Consider the following 21,634-nt stretch of genomic DNA (forward strand, 5'->3'; position numbering starts at 1 on the left):
TTATGCAGTTACTTTCGCAACAACACCAGCACCTACAGTACGACCACCTTCACGGATCGCAAAACGTAGACCTGGGTCCATTGCGATTGGGTGGATTAATTCTACTGACATTTCAACGTTGTCGCCTGGCATAACCATTTCAACGCCGTCTTGTAATTGGATTGCGCCAGTTACGTCAGTTGTACGGAAGTAGAACTGTGGACGGTAACCGTTAAGGAATGGAGTATGACGACCACCTTCTTCTTTAGAAAGTACGTATACTTCTGCATCGAATTTAGTGTGCGGCTTGATTGTACCTGGTTTAGCAAGTACTTGACCACGTTGTACGTCTTCACGCTTAGTACCACGTAGAAGAACACCACAGTTCTCGCCTGCACGACCTTCGTCAAGCAATTTACGGAACATTTCTACGCCAGTAACTGTAGTTGTTTGAGTATCACGGATACCAACGATTTCAACTGATTCGCCTACTTTCACGATACCAGCTTCTACACGACCAGTTACTACTGTACCACGGCCAGAGATAGAGAATACGTCTTCGATTGGCATTAAGAATGCTTTGTCGATAGCACGTTCTGGTTCTGGAATGTAAGAGTCAAGCGCTTCAACAAGAGCAAGAACTGAAGACTCACCATATTGACCAGCATCGCCTTCCAACGCTTTAAGCGCAGAACCACGGATAACTGGAGTGTCATCACCTGGGAAGTCATAAGTAGAAAGAAGTTCACGAACTTCCATTTCTACTAATTCAAGTAATTCTTCATCATCAACAAGGTCACACTTGTTTAAGAATACGATGATGTAAGGTACACCAACCTGACGAGAAAGAAGGATGTGTTCACGAGTTTGTGGCATTGGACCATCAGTCGCAGCACATACAAGGATCGCGCCGTCCATCTGAGCAGCACCAGTAATCATGTTTTTAACATAATCGGCGTGGCCCGGGCAGTCTACGTGAGCATAGTGACGGATTGGAGAATCGTATTCTACGTGTGAAGTATTAATTGTAATACCACGTGCTTTTTCTTCAGGTGCTGAGTCGATTTGTGAGTAATCTTTCGCTTCACCGCCGTAAGTTTTTGCACAAATAGTTGCAATCGCAGCAGTTAAAGTTGTTTTACCATGGTCAACGTGACCGATTGTGCCCACGTTTACGTGTGGCTTATTACGTTCAAACTTAGCCTTAGCCATGTTTATAGTCCTCGTTTACGTCGAACACAATTCTGAGTAAGACCCAGCATCGACATATCGCCTAAAAAATCAAACACCCAATACTTGAAAAGCAGACTAATAAGCCTGCTTTTTAAATCTTTGTAGAAAATCTACTAAACTGTATCTGGAGCTCTTATCGAGATTTGAACTCGAGACCTCTCCCTTACCAAGGGAGTGCTCTACCACTGAGCTATAAGAGCGATTATCCTTCGATGGAGCGGGAGACGAGGGTCGAACTCGCGACATGCAGCTTGGAAGGCTGCCGCTCTACCAACTGAGCTACTCCCGCACGATGCTGGTATACTTAGCACTTCAATCGAAGTTAATGGTGGTGAGAGAAGGATTCGAACCTTCGAAACTTTCGTAGCGGAGTTACAGTCCGCCCCCTTTGACCGCTCGGGAATCTCACCACTTCACACTTATTTCAGTGTTATTCTTCACTTAACAACTTCACACTTTTAGATGGTGCCGGCACACGGATTCGAACTGTGGACCTACTGATTACAAGTCAGTTGCTCTACCAACTGAGCTATGCCGGCGCTTCTTAGTGTTTCGTACGTTTCGTATCGGAACGGTGTGCAGTTTAGCAAAACTTCCAAACGATGCAAGTGATTTTTTTAAAAAAATCGCTAAAAACTCATAAAATCAATCCGTTTGACGATAATTCAACCGCTTTGATCACTGCGCGAGCTTTTATTTGTGTTTCATTCCATTCTGATTCAGGATTTGAGTCAGCAACTAGGCCCGCTCCAGCCTGCACATACACTTTTTTATCGCGGATAACACACGTACGGATTGCAATCGACATGTCCATTTCACCATGCCATCCTAAATATCCCACTGCCCCACCGAAAACGCCTCGCTTAACAGGCTCAACTTCATCAATGATTTCCATTGCACGAATTTTCGGTGCACCAGATAGAGTACCTGCTGGAAAGGTTGCCTTAAATACATCTAAGGCATCGATATCATCACGAACTTCACCTTGCACATTTGAAACAATGTGCATGACATGCGAATAGCGCTCAATCACCATTTGATCAGTAACTTTGACCTTACCAATTTTAGAAACTCGACCAACATCATTTCGACCAAGGTCAATCAACATTAAATGCTCTGCTATTTCTTTTTCATCAGAAAGTAAATCTTTTTCTAAAGCGATGTCTTCTTCTTTAGTTTTTCCACGCGGTCTTGTACCTGCAAGTGGGCGGACTGTCGCAATACCATTTTCTAGTCGAGAAAGAATTTCTGGTGATGAACCTACAATATGGAATGGCTTATTATCTGTAATTGTTTGACCCTGCACCAAAAACAAATAAGGTGAAGGGTTTAAATGACGTAAAGCACGGTAAACTTGCAAAGCCTCACCATCAAAGTCCGAAACCATACGCTGGCCCGGAACAACCTGCATAACATCGCCCGCTCTAATGTATTCTTTTACCTTCTCGATTGTTTCAAGGAACTTAGCCTTACCCGTAATCGATTCAAAATGAGGCGGTGTATGCGGCTTAGCTTGCAAACTCACTGGTGTAGCTAATAACTGCTCTAATTGATCTAACTTTTGCTGAGCATCTTCATAAGCATGTGCCTGCGTTGTATCAGCATGGACAATTAAAAATAAAGTATCTTTAAGGTTATCGAAAACAATGACTGTCTTTGATAGCATCAACCACAAGTCTGGTAAAGCAATTGGATCCGCGGCAGGTACATTCTTTAAGCGCGGCTCAATATAACGAACTGCATCATAGCCCAAATAACCAACTAGCCCGCCAGTAAAACTTGGTAATGCTGGCAGAAGCTCAGCTGGTGGTACTGTAAATTGCTTCTGAAATTCACGAATATATTGAAATGGATCCAGGCAATCTTCTTGTGTGATTGAACCATCAGCATGCTGTATAGACAAGACCCCTGCATTACATGAAAAAACTGTCGATTCGCCTAAACCGATCATGGAGTAGCGCGCCCAATTTTCCCCACCTTCTACAGATTCAAATAAATAAGCTTGTGTTTGATCTTTGAATCGAGCAAACACAGATAAAGGTGTTTCCGTGTCTGCTAAACGCTGGCGATAAACAGGAATCGTGTTGTAACCTGATGCCTTAAGTTGTTCAAATTGCGCTAATGTAGTCATGAATTTTTCTCTAATATGGTTTCGATTTAAAACGGTGTTTTTCTAGTTTCGATTTAGACACGCCATCGAAAAACCATACGCTTATTCATGCTGATCTCCATTTCACTCATTAGATAATTAACTCAGCCAAACTATCAACCACTTGCTGAGGTTGGCAATCATAGATATTTTCTCCATGATTATAGCCATAGCTAACCACAATACAATCAATTCCCGCGCGCCGTGCAGCCTCAATATCATTACTTGAATCGCCAATCATTAGCGCGTGCGAAGCAGATATCTTTAAACTTTGCATACAATGCAACAAAGGCAATGGATGTGGTTTTCTCTCTGGCAAGCTATCACCACCCAGTACAACTTGAAAATAAGAAGAAAGTTCCAATGCATCCAGTAATCCTTGAGCAAGTTGCACAGGCTTATTGGTAACACATGCCATATGTATATTCAAAGTTTTACAATGCTTTAAAAACTCTGTTACTCCAGGATAAATTTGAGTATTTACACAAAGCTCTGCACCGTATACATCTACAAATTTTTGTAATAAAACTTTATGTTGTTCGGTGTCTAATTTTCCAAATATATGAAGCAAAACACTTTCACAAAGTTTTGAAGCTCCTTTACCCACCCATTCTCGTATTTGTGCTTCAGTTACCAATGGCCAACTTAGCGCGTCTAAACTTAAATTCATGGATCGATATAAATCAGCTGCAGAGTCAACTAACGTTCCATCTAGGTCAAATAAAATTAAATCGCGCTTATTTAGTTGTGCAACAGACATCTTCTTATACTCAAAATTAAAAAGGCATGCGTTTAGCATGCCTTGATTGTAAAAGCACCAACGGATTATTTAAAGAACAACCATGCCAATAAAGCTAAGATTACTAAAATAATAATAGTGATCAAACCAACTGAAGCATTCTTCTGTTGCTCTTTTTCTTCAGCAACACGAGAAACAGGCTCATCAAAGGCAACAGGTGTCTGTTGTGGTTGTGCATTAACATCTACACCTTCCGGGATCGGTGCAGGTTTTGGAATAGAGATATTTTGCGGCATACCATCGCGACTGACTTCTATTTCAGCAGCACGCTCTGTAAGACTTGGCATTCCTTGATCACTTAAATCTTGCGATGGGGCCGTATTTACAGGTTCTGCTTCAATTTCAGGCAAATCCTCTATTTCCTGCACAGGCGCTAATACAGAAAATTTAAAGCTAGCAAATTGAACAATATCACCATCATGCAGCTGTTTTTCTTGCTCAATACGAATATCGTTTATGAATGTGCCATTCGATGAATTAAGGTCTTGCACCCATAGCAATTGATCTTTTAAAAGCAATGCAGCGTGGCGACGTGAAATTTCAGCAGCTTGTAACAACACATCAGCATCTTGATGGCGTCCCACCAACATATCCCGATCAATACTAATTTCTTGGCCAGTAATTTCGCCAGTAATTGCTTGTAATTTCCAAGTCATGCGTATGTCCTATTTCACTTTTTATCAATCATAACATGCTACTACGGCGCTGTGCTTGGACGCAGTGTCGTTGTTGTTACTGTATTTTTAGTACGATTAATTTCAGGCTCAGGCAACTGTAAGGTTTGCTTTCGAACCGCAGGTTCTACCGCTACGGGTGTGGTTACTGTCGAGCTTTTTCCACCCGAAGGAACCTGTTGATAATTTTTTGGCTGAGGGGTAACACTTGGCAGTGTCATCTTTTGATTATAGACATCATCGACCCGCTCAGGCAGTTTGGCAAAATTGCCATTTTGATCCATCGCCAATTGCAAGCTGTAAAGCTGATTATAGCGCTGCTGAGACAAACGACGCACATCATTCGCATCACCCACAATTGTTGGATGAATAAAGACTAGAAGATTACGCTTCGTATTACTTCTGCTGTCTGAACGGAATAACCTACCTAGGTATGGAATGCTGCTTAACCCAGGAATACCTTGACGACTGAGTTCAACATCATCAGACACCAGACCACCCAAGACTACCGTCTGTCCATGCTCGGCCAATACAGCAGTTTTAATAGCACGTTTATTAGTAATTAAATCGGCTGCCTGACCTTTACTGGTCTGAACATTCGAAACTTCTTGCTCAACTTCGAGACGAACCGTACCACCTTCACCAATATGTGGAACAACTTTTAATGTCACCCCGACATCTTTTCGTTCAACAGTTGTGTATGGATTGATACCTGTACTATTCGTAGTGACCGACCCTGTTACAAATGGAACGTTCTGACCTACAACAATATAAGCCTCTTCATTATCCATAGTCACAATGGATGGTGTCGAAAGTAAATTTGATTTGGTGTTAGCTTTGAGGGCTTGAATTAATGCACCATAAGCCTTACGGGAATTCTCAAAATTACCCACAGCAAAAGTTGCACCATTACCTTTATTGGCACCACCAGCAATAGCAGACGCTGCTCCAGCCGAACCACCAGACAAATAACCAGCAGCAATAGAAGATAAACTTGCACCCACATTACTGAAGCTAAGCAAGCCTATTCCACTAGATAGATCACCTAGCGCCCATTGAATTCCGAGTTGATCTGCATCATCTCCTGAAACTTCAATAATGGCAGCTTCAATTAAAACTTGCTGACGGCGAACATCGAGTTGCTGGATAGCAGATTCAATTTCACGCATTAATTGTGGATCAGCCTTAACCACTAACGAGTTTTGGGCATTATCCGCGATAATGCTCACACCATTTTGGCTAAAGCTAGAGATACTGTTCTGATTGTTGTTATTTGAATTACCATTTAGGTTAATAGATGGAGTAGAAATTGAGCTACCATTTGAACCAGATGTATTTGAGCTGGAATTCTGGTTATTACCCATCAAATTATTAATCGGATTCGATGAGTTAGAAGAATTATTATTACTATTTGACGAAGAAACAGCCTGCCCCGTTACAAGGCCTTGTAAAATCTCTGATAAATTTTTTGCACTTGCATATTTCAATCGGAAAACTTTTAAGCCGCCTAAACGGTCTGCCGAAGGCACATCCAGCATCTCAATCATGTGGCGAATGCGTTTACGTGTTTCAGGATCACCCTTTACCAAAATACGATTCGTTCGGTTGTCTGCAATAATACGAATACGTGCACCACTAAAATCTTTCGATGCGCCTGTTGCGCTCATTGCCTCAAGTTGAGTAATGATTTCTTCCGCTTGGCTCGATTGGAGGCTTATTGCCTCAATATCATTTTGGCCAGTACCATCAAGGTTACGAATGATATTTTCAAGTTGGTAAATATTCGCAGCTCGGTCCGAAACAATCAGCGCATTAGTGCCTGCTATCGCAGCCATATGTGCAAATTGAGGCATTAAAGGGCGAAGTGCTGGAATTAAGTCATTTGGATTGGTATTTTCAAGCCAAATCACTCGGGTGACGATTTGATCACCACGCAGCCTATTTCTAGAATCGTAAGGAATTCCCGAATTTTTCACGTTGCTATCTGGCACAAGTTTAATCGTATTGCCAGAAGGAATTGCAACCACTCCATTTACATTCAAGACCCCTAGAAAGAGGTCATAAACTTCATCTTTATTGAGTGGTTTATTCGATATTACTGTGACATTGCCACGCACTCGCGGATCTACTGCAAAGTTTTTCCCCGTGATATCTGCAACTTCATTAATAAATGCAGTTAAGTCAGCATCACGTAAATTGATCTTCCATGTCTGGGCATAGACGCTGCTGCTCACTGTCGCAATCAATGGGGCTGCTGCAAGTAATGCCCAAAGTGGACGTTGATGATTCAATAAAGCCATAACTTGCGATAATTCCTAACTCTTATGGTGACGTGTTATCACTAAAAATTTTGTTGTATGGTCATCACTTGATCACCACGTTTTATTTCTATTTTCACTTGCCCAGCTCGACGAGCCTGTTCAAGTAACTGCACATCCGTTTGTCCTTGCCCAACCGTTTGACCATTTAAAGAAACAATCCGGTCACCCGGCCTTAAACCTAACTTATTTCGAAGCGCAGTGGGTGTACGTTCTGTAACTTCAAAACCTTCACTTGAGTTACCGCTTACACCCATATCACGTAGATATTGTTCACGGTTCCCTTGCATTTGCTGAATAGCCTGTCCAAGCGCTTCTTGAGTCGTATTAACAGGTGCCGATGGTTGAGACGCTGTAGCAGTTGGTTGTGAGGCATCTGGCGTCATGGGCTGATATAAACCGTTTGGCAAACCTTTGAACTGAAGTTCACGAGTACTGCCATTACCTTGACGCAATATAACGTGATCCCAATAAACTTCTGCCAACTGATAAGATGTAGAACCTATTGTTTCCCCCACCCGATACCGGTCAGCAGTATTATCAAGCTTAATCACCGCTGAGGAAAAACGGTTCGGATAGCCCACCATCACACCCTGCAATTCTAGGTTGACATTTTCCTGAGCTGCATTGGCTGAAGGTTCATTAAAAATCGAAAAAGTACTAATGTTAGGAATTTGCGGCTGCTGTGATCCCAACTCTACCCGATCGAATTGCATCATTTGGGGAGGTGCAATGACCCACCAAAATAATGAAGCTAATTTCCAACACAGCCATAAAATTAAAAAGGCAAATACGACAACACTTAACCGATCTAATTTTTGCCATTGTAGTTGCTGTAATTTTTCAACCCATACTTTCATTATTAGTTACTCCCTTGTATTAAGGGTTGACGAGAACTAATGACAAAAGTATCTAAACCGGCTTTTCCATCATAAGACGGAATATTCAGTAATAATCTTTGTGTAAGCTGCACATCAAGCATCATATTGGCATCTAATAGAAGATTTGCCATTTTTTGACTGCGTTGATCACGTATATCAACCTGTAATTGACCATTTTGATCCGTTAACTGCCCATTTAAAGAAGGCATATTCATCCGGTCTTGACGGTCACCAATATTATAAATTAAAGCACCACCACCCCAATGCAATTGACCATCAACTGCAGCGAAACCTTGCTCTTTTTTATAATTAAAATCAATATCTTTTAACTGAATACTGTTCACAGGCCATTGCCAGTTCACAATTTGTTTTAATGTTTCAGGCGCAATTTGACCATTCATTGCTCTAACAAGTACTTTTTTACCAACACCATAGGCCATTACCCCAGATAATTGGGTATTTCCACTATGGATATCCACATCAGCCGCGAACCTTAATAAAAACAGGTCAAGAGGTCTAGTTTTCCAATGAATCGAGCCTCTCAAAGTACCGCGCCGCCAATCTGCTTGGCCCTGCCAGATATTTCCACTTACATTGTGTAGAGTTTGATTATTCTTTGAAAATTTAGAAATAAGCCACGTCGCTGGGATCTGTAAAATAATAAAAATTAAAAATGCAATGAGGGCAAATAACCACCACTTCCACTGCTTAGACTTTTTCTTCATTCAGCCTTACCAACATGCAAATTATCGTCCTTATTTTGAGAGTAGCTCCCTAGTCTGACATTATGCATACTTTTTCAACATCGCCAATTCACTTCATATAAAAAAACCAAGCAATCAGGCTTGGCTTCTGTATTAAGACTATAAGTTGAACGTATGACAAAATCATGAAAACTGGCTAATCAACTTACTAAATGTACATTTGATCTCAACAATCTATTTAAAGATGAATTTAAACACTCAAATTCTTAAATAATATTTATAGCAAAATTTTAAATATTTTCACGCATAAAAAAGCCAGGCAAATTTGCCTGGCTTTTTAGATCAGCAATACGATTAGATTAAGAAATCTTCAAGTTTTGCGCCTTTTTCAATTTCAGCAACTAACCAGCGTGGTTGTTTACCACGGCCAGTCCAAGTCTCTTCAGAATTGTTTTTGTTACGGTAACGCGGTTCAACAGATTTACGTGTTGTTTTCTTACGTTTTTGAGCACCAAACTCAAGAAGTTGTTCAACACTAAAACCTACATTTTCAGCGATCTCGATAATTTGATTATAAGCATCTTCGATTGCTTGATCTTTTTTACTTACAATTAAAGCTTCAGCTTCTTCTTGTAAACGTTTTAACTCTTCAACAGATAATTCACTGATATCCGGCTTCATTAATAAACACTCCAGTCTTACAGACAATTCAAAATAATACAGACAAAATTTAAAAACATAAAATCAAGACCAATATTATTTATAATCTATTCAATAAGCAATAGTTTGAAAGCCGTGTTCATCAGAATAATCAAAAAAATTACCTTTTAATTACATTATCAATTATAAATGACATATATTTTATTAATATTTATTTAAGATAAATGTATTAAGTCATGTCCAACAGTTTTTTCTAGCTCAATAATTTTTTGTTTTATCTCTTGAGGTATTTCACATTTTCGTTCTGTTAATTTATCTACGCATACCATAACAGCTTCACCCGTAGCTACGATTTGTTGTTGTGTTTCGCTCCATAATATATAAGCCATACGGAATGCACTATTACGGAGCTCCTCCACGCGAACACCAACTTTCAATACATCGGGATAAAAAACGGGCTTTAAGTATTTGCATTGGCTTGAAGCGACAACGGTATATAATTGCGGGGTTAATATATTTATCGCTTCCATATATAAAATACGTGAGCTTTCAATATATCGATAATATTGTACATTATTGACATGACCAAAAGCGTCCATATCTCCCCACGCTACTTTCTGTTCATATATTATCGGGTAGACAGACAGTTCTTTCATTTTTACCTCATATTTTAAATTTTAAAAAATTCGCATCATTTTCAAAGATTAGGTTTAACTGATTGATTAACACTTCATCTTCTTTAAGGGTAGACTTAATACGCAAATAGCTCATTAAAATATTATCTGGATATAATGTTAATAATGTTTCAGCCTCTGCTTGACGTCCGGTTGCCATATAGACATGCCATTTTGCAAAAGTTAAAACTGGCAAATTCATATATTGATTTTCAAGCTCAATAATTTTTTCTTCGACATCAGCATAGTCTGGAACCTGTTTAAGCAATTGTTGCTGAAACCACAGGTAAAACACTTCTGGATCAAACTGCTCTTTTAATAAGTGTAGTGTTAAGGCTGCATGTTGCATGCTCATATCAGGCATACGTGCTAATAGTTTGAGCCATAACAACTTACTGCTATAAGGTCGAGTTTGGATCTCAGACTCCAAATCCAGATAACGTTGTTGCAAGGCATGCAGGTCATCAATAGAAGCTTGATCAAATTGCTGAAGAAGTTGCTGCAACCATAAATCACGGTGTTCAGCATCTAATAATCCATACTTCATTGACCTTAAATATACCCATGGATGTTGCAGCGCTAATTGCCCCCATAACGCCGTTAATCTTTGCTGGTAGGCGGTTTCTATTTCCTCAAGCCAAGGCGATAACTGATGCTGATATAAAAATTCAAGATGAGTTAATGCACGATCAGATTCATTTTGGGCTAAAAAGATTTCGATTCGCTCTAACTCTGCCAATTCAAATGCCATTGGCGGTGACTGATCTAAAGCAGCTAATGCTTTTGGATAGTCTCCACTTAAAACCAGAAACTTGGCATCAATAATATTTTTTAAAAGTCCTGACTGAGTAAAAACACGTTCAATAAATACACGTTGGTCTTCGGCGGCCTCTAATAACCAGACAATACCTAATTGTTCATAGGGATGAAGGTTTTTAAACTGGAAGATGTTTTCACTTTTTCTTTGCTCACGAGAGGAATAACGTTTAATCCAAAGCCATATGAGTTGTGCAATAAAACTCACTACCACAAAAGCAAGGGTTAATCCCCAGACATTTGTTTGCAACTGCAATTGTCGCCAGTAAATGTAGACATACCCCATTCCATAGCCATAACTAAATAAAGCTAAAGCTGCAAAGAGTATTAAGCTAATTACGAAATAAACCGACAGGAGGTGTTTCATATCTCCTCCTTATGAGCCAATTAGACCAAGTGTAGACAATTTAGGAACAGGCACTACCGATAAATTTGCCACTTTAGCAATACGTTTTTTTAACCGCTGACTCGTTGCATCAGGCATTTCATCTAGCTTTTGCATCACAGATTGCAACTCATTTTGGTACTCTGTCATTTTCCCTTGATTGAGTGCCTGTTCAGCAATTAATAATCTTAATTGCACTTCTTTGAGCACTACACTTCGATTCATTAAATTAATAGACGGCGTTTCTACTTTTTCTATACGGAACCATTTTTTCCACCAAGACACAGACTCGGATTGATCCATCTCAAGTTTAGGCTGAGCTAAGGCTTGCTGAATATTTTTATCAATACTCTGTAATAAATCGTCAATCAATTGATGGCGTTGATTTTGGGCCAATGTGAATTGTTGAACCGCCTGTTTATCCTGCTCAAGCGATTGGTTCAAGCTATGTTGCAATGCAGGGGCAATTTCATAGTGTAGAAGAGATTGCTGTAACTGGTTTAATTGATCAACTGCGTAAATCAATTGTTGCTGATCAATTGCAAATTGAATTAAATCTAACTTTTGTTTTATTAAAACTGTAGGGGCAATACCCATCGGCGGGACTTCTAAATGGCCGGTCGGACTCAGTTTATTCCCTGTATTTACAGGTTGATCCTGTAATTGTCGCTGTAAAGCAACCAATTGATCATTTAGATTGGCATAGTGCTGTTCTGATTGAAGCAAACTTTGCTTAAGCTCGGGAACAGTACGAGAAATTTGCCACATATCGTAACTGAGCTTAGCCAACCAAGCCACGCCCAGTAAAATGATGATAGAAACAAGTTTTCTCATACGAATCCTTATAATGCCTGAATGTGATGAATCATCCCCGAAGGCGATAAATTTTCAAGTTGAATAATGTGAAAATGAGCCTGTTGCTGATCGCGATATTCTTTAACAATTTGAAAAAGACGTGGCCCTAAAACCAAATATACACAATCAGGTTGTACATTATTTTTTGAACAGAGCTCTAACCAATACTTCCAGCTGGCCTCACTGGTAATCAAGACCAGCCATTTGTTTAAATTATAATTTGAATTCTGTGTCAGATGTTTGAATGTGGAATATGAGGCTTCTGGACACTGCCGATGATATAACACGAAATTTAAAATCTGAATTCCTTGCTGTTGCAAGGTCTCCATCATAAATTGACGGCCACCTTCTCCTCGCCAAAAAGCGATACTACCAGCTTGCTTCATATTATGGAGAATAGGTAGATTTAACATCCCCTCAGAGGTTTCAACATCTGGAATATGTGCTTCTATTCCATATTCATTTAGACAATTGGCCGTTGACTGCCCAACGGCAATCCACTGAATATGCTTCAAGTCAGATAGTTTTAAACCGCTTTGCAGTAAATACTTCATCCCCACATCAACGGCGGTTGGGCTCACTACGACTATAGCTTGTGCTTTAACTAATTGTTGGTAAAGCTGAAGTAAATGTTCGGAAAAGGGTTTAGCAACGAGTTCTAAAAGAGGTAAAGACTCAACCTGATAACCTTCATTTTGCAAAACTTCTGTTAATTCTGCAGCCCGAGAATCAGGTCGAGTATTAATAAACAACATAGCTTAGTAGAGAGCCTTTAATAGCTCACCAGCACCTTGATCAAGTAAGTTTCGAGCAAGATTTTCACCCAATTGCTGAGCATTGCTGGCTTCATCTGTCAGTTCAGCACGTAATAATGTTTGACCATCGGCACTTCCGACACGACCTTCAATATGGATTTGTCCATTTTGTAGTGTGGCATAACCTGCAATTGGGACCTGACAACCGCCTTCAAGATAAGCATTAAAGGCACGTTCAGCACGCACACAAACATCTGTTTCTTGGTGTAATAAAGGTTGAATTAAAGATAATACTTCGTTGTCAGCTGCACGGCATTCCAAACCCAATGCACCTTGACCCACAGCAGGCAAACTAATGTCTGGTGTTAAACAATGACGAATGCGTTCTGACAATCCTAAGCGCTTCAAACCAGCACTGGCCAAAATAATCGCGTCGTATTGACCATCATCTAGCTTCCCTAAACGTGTTCCAACATTTCCACGCAAATCAATAATTTGCAAATCAGGGCGTTGTTTTAAAATCTGAGATTTACGACGTAAACTTGATGTACCAACTTTTGCACCTTGAGGTAGGTCAGCAAATTTTTCAAATTGATTTGAAACGAAAGCATCTAATGGATCTTCACGTTCACAAATTACCGCCAAGGTTAAACCTTCTGGCAAAGCCATCGGAACATCTTTCATTGAATGTACGGCTAAATCTGCACGCCCATCTAAAAGAGCTGCTTCTAACTCTTTAACAAACAGCCCTTTCCCACCAATTTTTGCTAGAGGCGTATCTAAGATTTTATCGCCCTGCGTGACAAATTTAACCAACTCCACCATTAAATCCGGGTGAAGCTCCTGTAATCGGGCACGAATATATTCTGCCTGCCAAAGAGCAAGTGGGCTTTGTCGTGTAGCAATTTTCAAGGTTTTCATAAATTCAAGCATGGGCTGGTCAAACAATACACCCTAAACTTAACTTGATCCCTTAAAATTGCAAGTAAAATCTCACACGTCTAAGATAACTCTTTTTAAGTTTAGAGCTGATGAATTCGGTCTCTAAGCATAGATAAATGTCGGCGACTCACCGAAAGTCGTTCATCTAAACCACGTAATCGAACCTGATATTGTCCCGAACTGACCAACTCCAATCCATCTAAATATGCAACTGCAACCAACGCATTCCGATGAATGCGAATGAATTGATCTGCAAATTCGGTTTCAAGCTCTTTTAATGTTTCATCAATTAATACACTGCCATTTTGATGACGCACCGTGACATATTTCTGATCTGCTAAAAAATAATAAATATTCTCCACAGGAATCAGCTCAACCCCACGATAGGTTTTGGCAGCAATTTGATGTCGCTGTGTTTTTAGATCATGTAAAAAATCATGTTGTGGCAAAGCATTAAGCTGTGCTCGAGTCAGCTGAGTCAGTTGACTAAAAACTTGTTCAAGTTCTTGAGGGTCAATCGGTTTAAGAAGATAAGCTTGAGCCTGAGATTTAAACGCTTCCAATGCATGTTGATCATAGGCTGTACAAAATACAATCGCAGGTCTAGGGCTCAGCTGACTTAACTGTTCTGCACAGACAAGACCATTCATACCTGGCATTTGAATATCAAGTAAGATTACATCCGGTTGATGAAGCCGCGCCTGTTCCAAGGCTTCCTGTCCATGATGAGCCGTTGATACAACTTCATGTCCCATCTTTGAAACTAAACGTGATAATCGCTCCACTGCAAGTGGTTCGTCATCACAAATCAGCACCTTCATTAATCCTCCTTGTCACCGTTAACTTGATCCATTTTTTTATGGTTAACTCTGACTAACTTATTATTTTGTTTGATATTGATAGCTCATAATGGTGGTATATAAGGTTTCACCTTTATAAACCTGAAATCTAACGGAGTTCCCATAATATGCTTTCAGGCGTTGTTTTACATTTTCAAGCGCGATTCCATGCCCTTTCCGTGAATTTATTGTATCGTCTGTATATGGGTTGGTAATGACTATACTGACCTGATTTTGCAATATTTCAACCAATACCCCTATGGTTGCTTTACCTATCATTGGTTCTACCCCATGAAAAATACTATTCTCTAACAAAGGTTGTAATGTCAATAAAGGAATGGTGATCTGTTTCAGTTGCACAGGTGAAAGCTCAATTTTCCACTCTACTTTTAAACGCTCTCCCAAACGTACCTGCTCAATCATTAAATATTGTTTACTCAGCTCAATTTCTTCATGGAGACTCACCAATTTCAATTCTTGGAAGCTTGCGCGAAATAAACGTGACAGGCTAATCAACATACCTTCTGCTTTATCTGGGTCTATCGCAATTAAGCTCACCACATTATTTAAACTATTAAATAAAAAATGGGGATGAATCCGCGCCTGCATGGCCTGAATACGAGCATTTAACTCTGCATATTGTTGATGTAGCCATTGCTCTCTCACATAGAGATAGCGCAAGCAGAAAGCCCCCAGTAATATCCCGTAGCTTAGATATAAAGGCACATTGGCAAAATAAATGCGCCAGTCCTGTGTTAAAGAAGCATGTTTATTTAAAAGACCAAACTGAAAAAAATTACTCATTAAGGTCGTCAAAACAACAATAGCTTGCAGCATGACAAAACCGATAGCCAAGGCAAATTCTTGACGTAAGCTGCTAAAAAAATGCTGAAAGCGTTCAACCAAGGCAAAAAACGACAATATTACCCAGTTAATAAAAACGATGTATTGTAAAAGGCGTCCACCGCTTAATGCTTGCCATGACTGAGCTTCAGCCAGTGCCAAAACCAGTGCCAAAATGTTACTTGCGATAATTAATTCGAATAAGTGTTGCCAACGACCGTTTTTCGTAAAAAAATAGGAGGAATTTTGATTTCGGTATGCTGTAGGAAACAACTTTGTTTGTTGAGCTTCGGCAAGTGATATACTCTTTTTTATTTTACTGAGCCACCATGACCACATCTTCAAATCCCCCTAATTCAGTAACCCCAGACCAAACCTCAGGTATGTGGGGTGGTCGTTTTTCTGAAGCGACGGATGCTTTTGTAGCCGAATTTACCGCCTCTGTTCAGTTTGACCAGCGTTTTTATAAACAAGACATCGCCGGTTCGATTGCGCATGCTACCATGCTTGCGAAAGTTGGCGTACTCACAGAAGCAGAACGCGATGACATTATTGAAGGTTTAAGCACCATTCGCTCAGAAATTGAGGCTGGAACCTTTGAATGGCGCATCGATCTTGAAGATGTTCACATGAACATTGAATCACGTTTGACTCAACGTATTGGTATTACAGGTAAAAAATTACACACTGGGCGTAGCCGTAACGATCAGGTTGCAACCGATATTCGTCTTTACCTACGTGACGAAATTGATGACATCTTAAAATTATTAGAGCGCTTACAAAAAGGCTTGTTAGGCTTGGCTGCCAAAAATGTAAACACCATTATGCCTGGCTTCACCCACCTACAAACTGCACAGCCAGTGACTTTTGGTCATCACCTATTAGCATGGTTTGAAATGTTAGTGCGTGACTCTGAGCGTCTTCAAGATTGCCGTAAGCGTGTCAACCGTCTGCCACTTGGTTCTGCCGCTCTTGCTGGCACAACTTATCCGATTGACCGCGCTTACACAGCAGAGTTATTAGGCTTTGAAGCTGTATGTGAAAATTCTCTTGATGCTGTATCTGACCGTGACTTTGCCATTGAGTTTAATGCAGCTGCGTCTTTAATTATGATGCACTTATCACGTATGTCAGAAGAACTGATTCTTTGGACTTCTGCACAGTTTAAATTTGTGAATATTCCTGATCGTTTCTGTACTGGCTCATCAATCATGCCACAGAAGAAAAACCCGGATGTTCCTGAACTGATCCGTGGTAAATCAGGTCGTGTATTTGGTGACTTAATTAGCTTACTTACGCTCATGAAAGGTCAACCATTGGCGTACAACAAAGACAACCAAGAAGATAAAGAACCTTTATTTGATGCAATCGATACGGTTCGTGGTTCACTCATGGCTTTCGCAGACATGATTCCTGCATTAGTTCCAAATATTGAAATTATGCGTGAAGCTGCACTTCGTGGATTCTCGACAGCAACCGATCTTGCTGACTATTTAGTGAAAAAAGGCGTTGCTTTCCGTGATGCGCATGAAATTGTAGGTAAAGCAGTTGCATTAGGCGTAGCTGAAGAAAAAGATTTATCTGAATTAACGCTTGAGCAATTACAACAATTCTCTGACTTAATCACAGCAGATGTGTTTGATAAAGCTCTAACACTAGAAGCTTCAGTAAATGCACGTGATCATATTGGTGGAACTTCACCAAAACAGGTAGAAGCCGCAATTGCTCGTGCCCATACACGTTTAGAACAGTTATACGCTTAAGGATAAAACATGAGTCGACAAGTATTTTGCCGCAAATATCAAAAGGAAATGGAAGGTCTAGACTTCGCTCCATTCCCTGGTGCTAAAGGCCAAGATTTTTTTGAAAATGTTTCTAAACAAGCATGGCAAGAATGGTTACAACACCAAACAACGCTGATTAATGAAAAACGCCTAAATGTGTTTGAACCAGAAGCGAAGAAGTTTCTTGAGGAACAACGTGAGAAGTTTTTCAATAATGATGAAAGCGTAGAAAAAGCTGAAGGCTGGAAACCAGAATAATCGGTTTGTTTCAGCTTACTCATCATTAAAAAGGCGGGTCTATATACATAGATCCGCCTTTTTTTACGTGAAACTTACACAAGCATAAAAAGCCTTACATAGAGCGAACAGGACTCTACATGACATCAAAAAGCGAAGAACTTAATATCAATTTATAGCAAGAAGAACACGATCCCTGTCGTGTTTATGCACTTGATTTTCTGTCCTGAACTTCCCCCCAAAGTTCGGGACATTTTTTTATCTATTATTTTAAAAAATAAAAAAGCCTTGTTTCAAACAAGGCCTTTAAATATTTCAGCTTAAGATTACTTTTCGTGGACTTTAGCTTCAATTTCTTCAATTTTGGTATGGCGGGCATCAAAGCCTTTTGCCATGTAAATCACTTGCTCAGCAATGTTACGGGCATGATCACCAATACGCTCTAAAGAACGTAACACCCACATCACATTAATTACACGAGCAATATGACGTGGATCTTCAATCATATAAGTCATTAAAGTACGTGTTGCTGACTGGTATTCACGGTCAATATCTGCATCGGCTAAAAGCACACGCAAAGCTTGATCTGCATCTAAACGCGCAAAAGCATCAAGTGCGTCATGAATCATGACACGAACTTGGTTACCAATATGACGGGTTTCCATGTAGCCACGCGGAGAACCACCTTCTTCACAGAGGTTTTGCGCAATACGGGCAATTTTTGCCGCTTCATCACCAATACGCTCAAGATCGGTATTGGCTTTACTCATTGCAATAACCATACGCAAGTCAATTGCTGCTGGATGACGACGTGCCAAAATTAGCGTAAGACCTTCATCAATATCACGTTCATATTGATTCACGGCGTTATCTTTAAATTGAACATCAATCGCTAAATTTGCATCTGTATCAAGCAAGGCATGAATTGCGTTCGCCACCTGTTGTTCGACCAAGCCACCCATGGTCATGAACTTTGTGTTTACATCTTGCAAATCTTCATTAAATTGAGAAGAAATATGATGGCTTAACACCGGATTACTTGGACTCAAGGGAAGCCTCCAACATGATGGCGCAGGAATAAAATGATTGAGCATTAGAACACAGCAATCATTAAGTTTTTATGACAAAATTAAAATTCAGATAAAAGCTTTTTTTGCTCACTGATAGGTTAGCCAGCTGTTTAATTCGACCAGATCTTTTTCGCCTAACTGGCCTACCGCAGCTTTTAACCGAAGTACATTCAATAAGTAGTCATATTGACTATTAAGATAATCCTGTTTTGCCGAAAAAGCATTACGCTGCGCTAATAAAACATCAACCATACTTTTTAAGCCTTCGTTATAACTCGCTTTTGAAGCTTGAGAAACAAGCGAAGACGAATCCATTGCAGCTTTTCGTGCTTCGAGTTTGGCTTGATCTGTATCTACCTGCATATATGCACTTTTCACATCAACATTAGCACGGCGAATAGCTGCATCAAGTTGTGCCTGAGCTTTACTGGCTTCTACAGTCGCTTTTTTAATTGATGTTTTAGTACGCCCACCATTAAATAAATTCCAGTTCATTTCCACACCGACCTGATCAAATTTTCCATCAGTCGATATGAGGGTCTCTGGGGTCTGCTTGGTATATCCATAACTTGCAACAGCATCAATTTGAGGATAAAGCGCAGCTTTTTCTACACGGCGCTGATCTTCGCTATATTGTTGCTGTAAACGTGCTTGTTGAATCTTTAAGTTTTTTTGCTGCGCCAACGAAAGCCAATCATTAAGCTGGGCTGGATAAGGTTTTTGAAAATTAAAATCACTTCGTAATACAGCAAGTTTATCTTGATAAGAACCAATATATTCAGACAGCTGTTCTTGGGCTAAAAGTAATTGAACATTGGTTGAAATACGATTGGCTCTGGCATTTTGGTATTGAGCATTTGCTTCACTCACATCACTACGCGCCACCAAACCTTCTTTGAGCTTGGCATTCATCATATTGAGTTGCTCAAGCAAAGCTTTTTCTTCTTGTAAGTATGCAACGCTTAATGCCTGCTGACGCAGCACATTAAAATAGGCTTCTGCTACATTTAAAACATGGTCTTGTTTTTGCAATCTTAAAGTTATTTCACTTAAGGCAACCGAAGTTTTAACTTGCTTATAACCTTCCCAAGCATCCATTCGAAATAGTGGCTGACGTGCAGTTAAAGTCGCTTGACGAGTAGTAGACGTATTACTCACCAAGGCATCTGAAAGCCCTTCCTGATCAACTCCAGGAAAATTAGAACGCTTCACCGTTTGCCGATTACGAGTAATATTTCCAGACAATGTGACAGTGGGTAATAACGCCCCTGTTGCTAAGCCTAAGTTCAGTTGATCTGCTTCAAATTGTTGTTGATTGGCTTGCCATGTTGGGTCATTTTGTTTTGCGCGCTCATAAGCTTCAACTAAATCTAGAGCAAAACTCGAAGATGCAAAACTCCAAAGGCCAACAGCGAACATTAATTTTATTTTCATTGTTCAAATCAACGATAAAACTTGCCTTTAAGACTAAGAAAAAATCCAAGCAAACTCAAGCCATTAAAAGTTTTAGTTTTTTTAAGCGTTCTCATTTTTTGACAATATTAAAATACAAATAAAAATCAAAAACATGCCTATCCAACCCAACCATGAAATATGCTCACCAACCAACACGATGGCAAAAAGCGCGGCAACTAAAGGTTCAAATAAAGTTAAGGTCGTCGCTTTACTGGCATTTACTGTTTTTAGACCAAAACCGAAAAGTAAATAACCTAAAAACATAGGAATCAGCATCATATAACCAGCAACAAGCAAATTGGTTGAACTTTGCAACAACCCTCCACCTGTAACCAGTAAAGTAGGAAGCAAAATAACTGCCCCACCACCCATAATCATGCCCATTGCGGCTTTAGCAGCAACACCCCGATCTATTAATCTTTTAGCAGCCCATGAATAAAGTGAATAAGTTGTAGCCGCGACAAGCCCAAGAAAAATACCGAAGATTTTATTCCATTCATTTGTACCCTCTTGGAGCGCATGGTTTTCACCCATGGATAATAAACTTACGCCCATAACACCAAAAATAAAACTTAAGAACCATATCGCTGACAAAGACTTCCGATCAAAAAATCGTTCTAAAATTGCTGCGATCAGTGGCGCTGCACCAATAGAAACCACGGTGCCAATCGTAATTCCTGCATAATGCATTGAGGAATAAAAGGCCAAAGGATAAATACCAACTGCCGCAACACCTAAAAGCAGTATTAGAAGGTTTTGCCTTATAAATTGACGGTTTTCCCGAATAGCCCGCGATGCAACCAAAGCTTGCAAAAGACCTCCGCCACCCATAGCCACAGCACCAATGGCGAGTGGTCCAAGTGTTGGTGCAAATGCGGCAGCAGTACCTGTTGTTCCCCATAAAACAGAGGCAACTAAAATTGCAATTGTGCCGCCATAACTACTATTTTTAATGAGGCTAATCATGTTGGCCTTCTCTCTTTAGAATATCTTCTGCCATTTGTTTTGCTAAGAGGAGTTGACGACTACTTCCTTCCAACCCTGCTCTTGCCATAGAACCTTCTAAAAGAAAGGAAAGCTGCGTAGCCACGTAGCTAACGTGCTGCGAGTCTGGTATTAATTTTTTTAAATGTTCAGCAACAATAGCTTCAACCTCTTCTTTATGCTGTCTGACAGAACTTCGCCCGGCACTATTCGCTGGAAACTCAGCCGCAGCATTCAATAACCCACAACCTCGAAAGCCTTTTTCATAGGCAAATTCTGCATGGTCTTGATAGGCATCAAACACTGCCAAAATAGCTTCTGTAGCTGATTTCGTTTGTTCTAAACGTTTTTGATAAAGATCAAGCCACTCCTGATGCCGCGCAGCAATGTAGGCATCAACAAGCTCACCTTTTGAAGAAAAGTTATTGTAAAGCGACATCTTAGCAACATCTGCTTTTGCCGTAACCGAGTTAATTCCAGTTGCAGTAATGCCATCGTTATAAAACAAAGTTGCTGCTGCATCGAGAATTTTCTGTCTTGCTGTTTTATCATTCATAGTTTTATTTTTAAGTAGACCGATCTACCTAATAATAAAGAT

Annotated in this window: 21 protein-coding genes and 4 tRNA genes; 2 read left to right on the forward strand and 23 right to left on the reverse strand. The window is 40.0% G+C overall.

From position 1 onward, the window contains the following. From tuf to MKL38_RS09785, 19 genes are all read right to left on the reverse strand, one after another. Positions 1 to 1,191, reverse strand: coding sequence for an elongation factor Tu (gene tuf, locus MKL38_RS09695; RefSeq protein WP_209830134.1), 1,191 nt, complete (start codon positions 1,189 to 1,191; stop codon positions 1 to 3). A 146-nt stretch (positions 1,192 to 1,337) separates the two neighbouring features. Then, positions 1,338 to 1,412, reverse strand: a tRNA-Thr gene (locus tag MKL38_RS09700). A gap of 13 nt (positions 1,413 to 1,425) precedes the next feature. Continuing rightward, positions 1,426 to 1,501 (reverse strand) — tRNA-Gly (locus MKL38_RS09705). 37 nt (positions 1,502 to 1,538) lie between these two features. Continuing rightward, a tRNA-Tyr gene (locus MKL38_RS09710) sits at positions 1,539 to 1,622 on the reverse strand. 53 nt (positions 1,623 to 1,675) lie between these two features. Then, positions 1,676 to 1,751, reverse strand: a tRNA-Thr gene (locus MKL38_RS09715). 98 nt (positions 1,752 to 1,849) lie between these two features. After that, positions 1,850 to 3,343, reverse strand: a complete 1,494-nt coding sequence (trpE, locus tag MKL38_RS09720) for an anthranilate synthase component I (RefSeq protein ID WP_270903150.1) — start codon at positions 3,341 to 3,343, stop codon at positions 1,850 to 1,852. Between the two features lie 109 nt (positions 3,344 to 3,452). After that, a complete protein-coding gene (locus MKL38_RS09725; protein WP_127494732.1) occupies positions 3,453 to 4,121 on the reverse strand; it encodes a phosphoglycolate phosphatase in 669 nt (222 codons plus the stop codon). Between the two features lie 65 nt (positions 4,122 to 4,186). Next, positions 4,187 to 4,816 carry an FHA domain-containing protein gene (locus MKL38_RS09730; RefSeq protein WP_270903151.1) on the reverse strand — a complete coding sequence of 210 codons (630 nt, stop codon included), beginning with the start codon at positions 4,814 to 4,816 and terminating at the stop codon, positions 4,187 to 4,189. 41 nt (positions 4,817 to 4,857) lie between these two features. Then, positions 4,858 to 7,134 (reverse strand): type II secretion system secretin GspD, encoded by a 2,277-nt coding sequence (gspD, locus tag MKL38_RS09735; RefSeq protein WP_270903152.1) that lies wholly within the window; start codon positions 7,132 to 7,134, stop codon positions 4,858 to 4,860. Positions 7,135 to 7,175: 41 nt separating this feature from the next. Next, on the reverse strand, positions 7,176 to 8,012 hold the full coding sequence (locus tag MKL38_RS09740; protein ID WP_199991452.1) for a type II secretion system protein N: 837 nt from the start codon (positions 8,010 to 8,012) through the stop codon (positions 7,176 to 7,178). 2 nt (positions 8,013 to 8,014) lie between these two features. Further along, entirely contained in the window at positions 8,015 to 8,758 is a 744-nt protein-coding gene (gene gspN / locus MKL38_RS09745; RefSeq protein WP_003654488.1) for a type II secretion system protein N, read from the reverse strand. A gap of 333 nt (positions 8,759 to 9,091) precedes the next feature. Beyond that, entirely contained in the window at positions 9,092 to 9,418 is a 327-nt protein-coding gene (locus tag MKL38_RS09750; RefSeq protein WP_003654486.1) for an H-NS histone family protein, read from the reverse strand. 194 nt (positions 9,419 to 9,612) lie between these two features. Continuing rightward, positions 9,613 to 10,053 (reverse strand): acyl-CoA thioesterase, encoded by a 441-nt coding sequence (locus MKL38_RS09755; RefSeq protein ID WP_003654484.1) that lies wholly within the window; start codon positions 10,051 to 10,053, stop codon positions 9,613 to 9,615. A 7-nt stretch (positions 10,054 to 10,060) separates the two neighbouring features. Then, complete coding sequence (locus MKL38_RS09760) at positions 10,061 to 11,254, reverse strand: hypothetical protein (RefSeq protein ID WP_056484314.1); 1,194 nt, start codon at positions 11,252 to 11,254, stop codon at positions 10,061 to 10,063. A 9-nt stretch (positions 11,255 to 11,263) separates the two neighbouring features. Then, positions 11,264 to 12,106: a hypothetical protein gene (locus MKL38_RS09765; RefSeq protein WP_270903153.1), complete on the reverse strand. Its 843-nt coding sequence runs from the start codon at positions 12,104 to 12,106 to the stop codon at positions 11,264 to 11,266. Between the two features lie 8 nt (positions 12,107 to 12,114). Then, positions 12,115 to 12,882, reverse strand: coding sequence for a uroporphyrinogen-III synthase (locus MKL38_RS09770; RefSeq protein WP_270903154.1), 768 nt, complete (start codon positions 12,880 to 12,882; stop codon positions 12,115 to 12,117). Positions 12,883 to 12,885: 3 nt separating this feature from the next. Then, positions 12,886 to 13,803 carry a hydroxymethylbilane synthase gene (hemC, locus tag MKL38_RS09775; protein ID WP_270903155.1) on the reverse strand — a complete coding sequence of 306 codons (918 nt, stop codon included), beginning with the start codon at positions 13,801 to 13,803 and terminating at the stop codon, positions 12,886 to 12,888. 101 nt (positions 13,804 to 13,904) lie between these two features. Continuing rightward, a complete protein-coding gene (locus MKL38_RS09780; RefSeq protein ID WP_005045199.1) occupies positions 13,905 to 14,645 on the reverse strand; it encodes a LytR/AlgR family response regulator transcription factor in 741 nt (246 codons plus the stop codon). A gap of 60 nt (positions 14,646 to 14,705) precedes the next feature. Beyond that, entirely contained in the window at positions 14,706 to 15,845 is a 1,140-nt protein-coding gene (locus MKL38_RS09785; protein WP_270903156.1) for a sensor histidine kinase, read from the reverse strand. On the opposite strand from MKL38_RS09785, the gene argH reads away from it, so the two are divergent. After that, positions 15,836 to 17,269 carry an argininosuccinate lyase gene (gene argH, locus MKL38_RS09790; RefSeq protein ID WP_017387747.1) on the forward strand — a complete coding sequence of 478 codons (1,434 nt, stop codon included), beginning with the start codon at positions 15,836 to 15,838 and terminating at the stop codon, positions 17,267 to 17,269. The genes MKL38_RS09785 and argH overlap by 10 nt on opposite strands. Positions 17,270 to 17,278: 9 nt before the next feature. After that, positions 17,279 to 17,548, forward strand: a complete 270-nt coding sequence (locus tag MKL38_RS09795) for an oxidative damage protection protein (RefSeq protein WP_000089995.1) — start codon at positions 17,279 to 17,281, stop codon at positions 17,546 to 17,548. A gap of 305 nt (positions 17,549 to 17,853) precedes the next feature. Here MKL38_RS09795 and phoU read toward each other — a convergent pair whose 3' ends face one another. The 4 genes from phoU to MKL38_RS09820 form a co-directional block, all read right to left on the reverse strand. Next, positions 17,854 to 18,576, reverse strand: coding sequence for a phosphate signaling complex protein PhoU (gene phoU, locus MKL38_RS09800; protein ID WP_003654470.1), 723 nt, complete (start codon positions 18,574 to 18,576; stop codon positions 17,854 to 17,856). Between the two features lie 108 nt (positions 18,577 to 18,684). After that, the gene (locus tag MKL38_RS09805) at positions 18,685 to 20,016 is read right to left on the reverse strand and encodes a TolC family outer membrane protein (protein WP_270903157.1); all 1,332 of its coding nucleotides are present in this window, start codon (positions 20,014 to 20,016) and stop codon (positions 18,685 to 18,687) included. A gap of 96 nt (positions 20,017 to 20,112) precedes the next feature. Next, positions 20,113 to 21,018, reverse strand: a complete 906-nt coding sequence (locus MKL38_RS09815; RefSeq protein WP_270903159.1) for a DMT family transporter — start codon at positions 21,016 to 21,018, stop codon at positions 20,113 to 20,115. Beyond that, positions 21,011 to 21,592 carry a TetR/AcrR family transcriptional regulator gene (locus tag MKL38_RS09820; RefSeq protein WP_270903160.1) on the reverse strand — a complete coding sequence of 194 codons (582 nt, stop codon included), beginning with the start codon at positions 21,590 to 21,592 and terminating at the stop codon, positions 21,011 to 21,013. The genes MKL38_RS09815 and MKL38_RS09820 overlap by 8 nt, the downstream gene beginning before the upstream one ends. Positions 21,593 to 21,634: the final 42 nt, after the last annotated feature.

The organism is Acinetobacter sp. AOR14_HL, from assembly GCF_027855175.1.
Lineage (GTDB): Bacteria > Pseudomonadota > Gammaproteobacteria > Pseudomonadales > Moraxellaceae > Acinetobacter > Acinetobacter calcoaceticus.